6 protein-coding genes and 1 pseudogene are annotated in these 6,000 nt (G+C 64.6%); 4 read left to right on the forward strand and 3 right to left on the reverse strand.

Going from position 1 to position 6,000, the window contains the following annotated elements; genetic code table 11:
• The first annotated feature begins 378 nt into the window (after positions 1-378).
• Positions 379-1,737, forward strand: a complete 1,359-nt coding sequence (locus tag ACYDAT_RS07550) for a dihydrolipoyl dehydrogenase family protein (RefSeq protein WP_461449363.1) — start codon at positions 379-381, stop codon at positions 1,735-1,737.
• A gap of 33 nt (positions 1,738-1,770) precedes the next feature.
• Here the strand turns inward: ACYDAT_RS07550 and egtD are convergent, their stop codons facing one another.
• From egtD to ACYDAT_RS07565, 3 genes are all read right to left on the reverse strand, one after another.
• Entirely contained in the window at positions 1,771-2,733 is a 963-nt protein-coding gene (egtD, locus tag ACYDAT_RS07555; protein WP_461449365.1) for an L-histidine N(alpha)-methyltransferase, read from the reverse strand.
• Between the two features lie 8 nt (positions 2,734-2,741).
• Complete coding sequence (gene egtB, locus ACYDAT_RS07560) at positions 2,742-4,001, reverse strand: ergothioneine biosynthesis protein EgtB (RefSeq protein WP_461449377.1); 1,260 nt, start codon at positions 3,999-4,001, stop codon at positions 2,742-2,744.
• A 298-nt stretch (positions 4,002-4,299) separates the two neighbouring features.
• Positions 4,300-4,455 (reverse strand): hypothetical protein, encoded by a 156-nt coding sequence (locus ACYDAT_RS07565; RefSeq protein WP_461449367.1) that lies wholly within the window; start codon positions 4,453-4,455, stop codon positions 4,300-4,302.
• Between ACYDAT_RS07565 and ACYDAT_RS07570 the strand changes: the two genes are divergently transcribed.
• The 3 genes and pseudogenes from ACYDAT_RS07570 to ACYDAT_RS07580 all read left to right on the forward strand — a co-directional run.
• Positions 4,454-4,957: a hypothetical protein gene (locus ACYDAT_RS07570; protein WP_461449369.1), complete on the forward strand. Its 504-nt coding sequence runs from the start codon at positions 4,454-4,456 to the stop codon at positions 4,955-4,957. The genes ACYDAT_RS07565 and ACYDAT_RS07570 overlap by 2 nt on opposite strands.
• A 180-nt stretch (positions 4,958-5,137) precedes the next feature.
• Positions 5,138-5,584, forward strand: coding sequence for a c-type cytochrome (locus ACYDAT_RS07575; RefSeq protein ID WP_461438781.1), 447 nt, complete (start codon positions 5,138-5,140; stop codon positions 5,582-5,584).
• A gap of 274 nt (positions 5,585-5,858) precedes the next feature.
• Positions 5,859-6,000: pseudogene (locus ACYDAT_RS07580) on the forward strand (IS5/IS1182 family transposase); the annotation flags it as partial.

A 6,000-nucleotide genomic window follows, 5' to 3' on the forward strand; every position in this document is an offset into this window, starting at 1 on the left:
TATTCGGACATTCCCTAGCGTGATGTCGCAAATGCCATGAAAGTTGTTCGACGCCCGGTTGCGTCGATCGAAGCCGTTCGAGCTCCCACCTCAGACGGCGGCGCGTCAAGGTGCGCTGTGTGCACCTCCGCACAGAGGCCGTGCGCGCATCTGCGCATGATGCGCTGACGCGCGGGTTCGATGTGCCCGCTCGCCATGGCCATGGCCATGGCATCGCGGTCGCGTCCATCTGCAGCGTCGCTGACAATGGCCTGAATCAGGCATTCGCAGCGCTTGATCCGCACGAGGTGCATGCGAGCGTGAGGACGCCGGCGCAGTCATCGTCCCGCGCTGTCGACGCAACCTGCGCCGACAGCGGATGCTTCGCAGGAGACCTGCATGTCAAACCGTTCCTACGATCTGATCGTGATCGGCTCCGGCACCGCCGCGACGGTGGTCGCCATGGGCTGCCGCAAGGCCGGCTGGACGGTGGCGCTGATCGATCACCGGCCGTTCGGCGGTACCTGCGCGTTGCGCGGCTGTGACCCGAAGAAGGTGCTGGTGGCGGCGGCCGAGGTGATGGACGGCGTCCGCCGCATGGGTGAGAAGGGCGTCATCCATGGCGATGCGCATATCGACTGGCCGGCGCTGCAGCGTTTCAAGCGTTCCTTCACCGACCCGGTGCCGGACAAGCGCGAACAGGCCTACTCCCGATCGGGTATCGATGCCTTCCACGGCCGCGCCCGTTTCACCGGGCCTGACATGGTCATGGTGGAGGGTCATGCAGAACTGCAAGGCCGGCATCTGGTCATCGCCGCTGGCGCGGAGCCGGTCAGGCTGCCGATCGACGGCGCGGAGCATCTGGCCGTGAGCGACGATTTTCTGGCCCTGGAGCACCTGCCGAAGCGCCTGCTGCTGGTCGGCGGGGGTTACATCGGTTTTGAATTCGCGCACATCGCCGCGCGCGCGGGCGCGAAGGTCACGATCCTGCATCGCGGCAAACATCCGTTGGCGGGCTTCGATCCGGATCTGGTCGCCATGCTCGTGGAGCGCACCCGTGCGCTGGGCGTGGATATCCGCCTCGATCATGAGGTCAAAGCCGTACGCAAGAGCGGCAGCGGCTTTGCGGTCGAGGTCCGTGGACCGAAGACGACTGTCACGCTCGAGACCGATCTCGCGGTGCACAGTGCGGGGCGGGTTCCGGCGCTGGCCGCACTGGATCTCGCCGCCGCCGGCATCGCCCATGATCGTGGCCGGCTCACACTCGATGAAACCTTTCGCAGTGTGTCCAACGCGGCGATCTACGCCGCCGGCGACGCGGCCGGAGGGCCGCTGCCATTGACCCCGGTTGCCGGGCTGCAGGCCCATGCCGTGGTCGCCAACCTGCTCGAAGGCAAGCGGGCTGGCGTCGACTACACCGGCATTCCGAGCACCGTATTCACATTGCCGCCGCTGGCGCGCGTGGGTCTGCTGGAAGCGGAGGCGCGCGCGCAGGGCCTGCGCTTTCGCGTCAAGTATCAGAGCGTAGCCGACTGGTATACTGCGCGCCGCGTCAATGAACCCTGCTACGCCTTCAAGGTGTTGGTGGAAGAAGGCAGCGAGCGCATTCTCGGCGCGCATCTGCTTGGTCCGGAGGCCGGTGAAGTGATCAACCTGTTCGGCTTCGCGATGCGCAGCGGACTGACCGCCGCCTCCATCAAGCATGCGACCTTCGCCTACCCGAGCGCGGCCTCGGATATCGAATCCATGTTGCCGTGAGCGAAGCGGCGGCCGATCCACGGCAGCGAGTCGCTAGGGCATCGGCGCCAGATACTGCACGCTGAAGCGCTGCGCGGCATCGGTCCAGCAGCGTTCGACCCGCAGCCCGGCCATGGTGGCGAGGCGGGCAAATTCTTCCGCGGTGTACTTGCAGCTGTACTCGACCAGCATCGCCTCGTCGGCCGCGAAGTGGAAGCACTCGCCGCCGATGTGCACATCCTGGGCGGTGCGGCTGACGATGAAGGTTTCGATGCGTCCGGCCAGACTGTTGTAGATCGCCCGATGCCGGAATCGGGCAAGATCGAAATCGGCGCCGAGTTCGCGGTTGAAGCGCGCGAGCATGTTCAGGGTGAAGGCGGCGGTGATGCCCGCGACATCGTTGTACGCGGCCTCGAGCGCAGCGCGGTCCTTCTGCAAGTCGATGCCGATCAGCGCCGCGCCCGCGCTGCCAACGACTTCGCGTATCTGCCGCAGCAGCCGTACCGAACCGCGCGCATCGAAATTGCCCAGGGTCGAACCGGGAAAATACACCGCCCTGCGTCGAGCGGGCCGACGCGTGCTCGGCAGCGTCACCCGCGTCGTGAAGTCGGCGCAGATCGGCAGGATCTCGAGATCGGGGAACTCCAGCGCCATGGCCGCCCCGCTGGCCGAAAGCGCCGCGGGTGCGATATCCACCGGCACGTAGGCCACCGGGCTGTCCAGAGCGTGCAGCAGATGGCGCGTTTTCTGTCCGCTGCCGCTGCCGTATTCGATCAGCAGAACATCAAGGCCGAGGCAGGCCGCCATCGCCGCGACATGTTCACGCATGATCGCCAGTTCGCTGCGGGTGAGGTAGTACTCGGGCTGCGCACAGATGCGCTCGAACAGCGCCGAACCTGCCGCGTCGTAAAAGTACTTGGAAGGCAGACGCCTGGGTCGCTGCCGCAGTCCGTGACACACCTCGTCGAGAATCGCGTCCGTTTCCGGTCGCTGGTCCAGGATACGGATGCGCGGCATCGACGCGCTCATGTCTCCCGCCCCAGGCGCAGGCCCATGAACTGCCAGCGATCGGCAGGATGGAAGAAGTTGCGATAGCTGGCCCGGATGTGATCGCTGGGTGTGGCGCAGGAGCCGCCGCGCAGCACCCACTGCTCGCACATGAACTTGCCATTGTACTCGCCCAGCGCTCCCGGCGACGCGCGGAAACCGGGATAGCCGAGATACGCGCTGGACGTCCATTCCCAGACGTCGCCGAACAACTGCCGCATGCCGACACCCTCGGCATCCGCGCGCGGATGCAGCCAACCCGATTCCTGGAAATTGCCGTCGGGCGAGCCTTGTTCCGCGGCCATGCTTTCCCACTCGGCCTCGGTGGGCAGTCGCGCACCGGACCAGCGCGCGAAGGCATCGGCCTCGTAATAGCTGACGTGGCACACCGGCGCATGCGGATCGAGCTCGCGCCGACCGCCCAGGGTGAGCTCGCTCTGCAAGTCGTGCGCCCAGTACAACGGATGCTGCCAGCCGCGCTCCTGCACACTGGTCCACCCCTCCGCCAGCCACAGTGTCGGCGTGCGGTAGCCGCCGTCGCGGATGAATTCACGGTATTCGGCGTTGCTCACCGGACGCACGGCCAGCGCATGCGGATGCAGCCACTGGCTATGTCGCGGCAGTTCGTTGTCGTATGCAAAACCGGCACCGCTGTGGCCGATTTCGACGCGGCCTTCGCGGCCGCGCACGTAGGCCATCTCGGTTGCGGTACCCGCCGGCGGTTTCGGCAGTGCCGCATCGTAGACGGGCTCCTCGGGGTTGAGCGAAAACAGGTGCTTGATGTCGGTCAGCAGCAACTCCTGGTGCTGCTGTTCATGCTGCAGGCCCAGAACGACCCGGTCGCGCAACTCGGAATCGTCGTTGCGCGCCAGCAGCGCCTGCATGCGCTCGTCGATGCGCGCCCGGTAGGCGAGCACCTCCGCCCAGGTCGGGCGCGAGAGCAGGCCGCGCGCTGCACGTCCATGCATCGGCCCGACGGACTGGTAGTAGGAGTTGAACAGGAATCGCCAGGACGGGTGCAGCGGCCGATAGGCCGTGTCGTGTCCCAGCACGAACTGCTCGAAAAACCAGGTGGTGTGCCCGAGATGCCACTTGCTGGGACTGGCGTCGGGCATGGATTGCACGACCGTGTCCTCGGGCTGCAGCGTGCGACACAGGTGCACCGTCTGCGTGCGGACGCGCTGGTAGTGCTCGGCCAGACGGGCCGGCGCCGCAGCGGCAATCGAGATGGCTGACATCGACATCAAACCCGTTCGGCGCCCGTGGCGTTACGTCCGCCCGGCACCACAACAGTTCCCGTGCGACCGAGCCTCAGTCGCCGCCAAGGCAAGGCCGCGACAGCACGCGCCAAGCCCGATCCGGCACGCTGACCGGTGCCGGTCGTGTCAGCCAGCGCCCGCCGGCGGGGATCCCGGAAAACGATAGTCATTGGCCCCAATGCCGGCTGCGCCTCATGGATTAAGTATACGCGTTGAACATGGGCCTATTTGTGTGCGCTGACGTACATAGTTGCGGAAATATTGCGCGTAAGCTTCTTCATGCTCTCCGCGCAATCATGCAATCGAGCATGACGCTGCGCGACGATCGAAGCGGAACAGGCAGGGCAAATGCGGGCAGTGGTTGCTGATTCTGATATTCAGCCGTGACTTCTGTCCGATCCGAAGATTCATCTTTCAGAGGCAGCATTTTCATGAACATGACATCGAAGCTGATCGTTGCCGGTTTGGTGGTCGCGCTTGCAGCATGCAGCAAGACCCCCCAAAGCGACGTGAATCAGGCAGCGCGCGATCGTGCGGCGAATGTGGCGAAGGCCGCACAGAACGCACAGCCGTCGGTCGACGCTGCCAATCGCAATCTTGCAACTGCACAGCAGGATGCGAACGCGAAAGTCGCGAACGCCCAGTCGTCCGCGAATAACGAGGTCAACAAGGCTGCCGTGAAACAGTCCAAGCAGCAGGCCAAGGCCGACTACAACGTCGCAATGGCCCGAATCGATGGTGATCTGAGGGTCGCCCTCGCAAAGTGCGGCATGCAGTCCGCCGCTACGCAGAGTATGTGCAAGCAGAATGCCAACGCAGTACATGATCAGGCGGCCAGTGCAGCCAAGGCACAACTGGATCTGGTCAATCAGCAAACCAGCGGATCCGCCGCGTGGCCGGCAAGTGCATCAACCCCGGCAAGCGCATCAACCTGATCGGTTTGCTCGTTCTGATCAGCCACGTCGATGGCTCGGCAACAGGCGAAGTTTCTCGATGCCTTCGCGGCGTGGGTTGCCGTGCACCGCAAGCCGGCGTGAGGGCCATGCTTTCCACGACAGGCTGTTTGCCGACAGCCCCATCCGATGCGCTTAGCCATTGATCAGAGGACACTCGACATGAACGCAAAGAAGCCAATCGCCTCCTGTACCCGCCTGCTCGCAGGAGTCCTGGTGCTTGGGCTGTGCGCGCCCGCTGCCTGGGCCAAGGGGCCGGACCCGCTGCACGCAGCGATCGAAAGCGGCAGTCACCTCTTCACGACCGATACCTTCGGCGGCAGGGGCATGACTTGCCAGAGCTGCCACTCGGGCGGCGGCAAGATCGCGGGCCAACTCGCCAATGGCAGCAAGATTCCGAGCCTGAGCAATGCCGCCGCCATTTTCCCCCGTTTCAGTCCGAAATTCGGCAAGGTCATCACCCTCGAAGACCAGATCCGCGGGTGCATTGCCGGCGGACTCGGCGGCAAGCCGCCAGCCTACGGCAGCCAGAAACTGAACGATTTGGTGAGCTACCTGACCTTCCTGTCCAACGGCAAGCCGATCGACATGGGCGGCAAACCGAAATAGGCGGGTGTCGCGGTGCGATCCAGAGCGGGTACCCCCAAGCTGCGCGTCATCGCACCCTACCACCAACATGGAAGGTTGATCTGATCCTTGAATGCGCGGTTGTCTATCAGTCGTGCTTCACGGAGTTCTCGACATCGATCACGGCATCATTCACCACCACGCCGACTGTCACGGTGAGACGCCGAGCTGTAACCGCGACCGAGAGATCGAGTCGGTCTGCAGCGCGGACCTGTCGGATGGGAGGTACATAAGCCAAACCGCACCATATGCCGCAGGCTTGCTGCTGCGGTCCGGCACGATCGTGGATGCCACGATCATCCACGCGCCGTCCTCGACCAAGAACCGGGATCACGCGCGTGATGCCGAGATGCATCAGACCAGGAAAGGCCAGCAGTGGTACTTCGGCATGAAGGCGC

It is taken from the genome of Metallibacterium sp., from assembly GCF_054637675.1.

Excerpts from the sequence above, each read along its gene's own strand:
- ACYDAT_RS07550 (WP_461449363.1), top strand. The coding sequence starts at position 379 with ATGTCAAACCGTTCCTACGATCTGATCGTGATCGGCTCCGGCACCGCC.
- ACYDAT_RS07570 (WP_461449369.1), top strand. The coding sequence starts at position 4,454 with ATGAACATGACATCGAAGCTGATCGTTGCCGGTTTGGTGGTCGCGCTT.
- egtD (WP_461449365.1), bottom strand. The coding sequence starts at position 2,733 with ATGCCGCGCATCCGTATCCTGGACCAGCGACCGGAAACGGACGCGATT.
- ACYDAT_RS07575 (WP_461438781.1), top strand. The coding sequence starts at position 5,138 with ATGAACGCAAAGAAGCCAATCGCCTCCTGTACCCGCCTGCTCGCAGGA.
- ACYDAT_RS07565 (WP_461449367.1), bottom strand. The coding sequence starts at position 4,455 with ATGAAAATGCTGCCTCTGAAAGATGAATCTTCGGATCGGACAGAAGTC.
- egtB (WP_461449377.1), bottom strand. The coding sequence starts at position 4,001 with ATGTCAGCCATCTCGATTGCCGCTGCGGCGCCGGCCCGTCTGGCCGAG.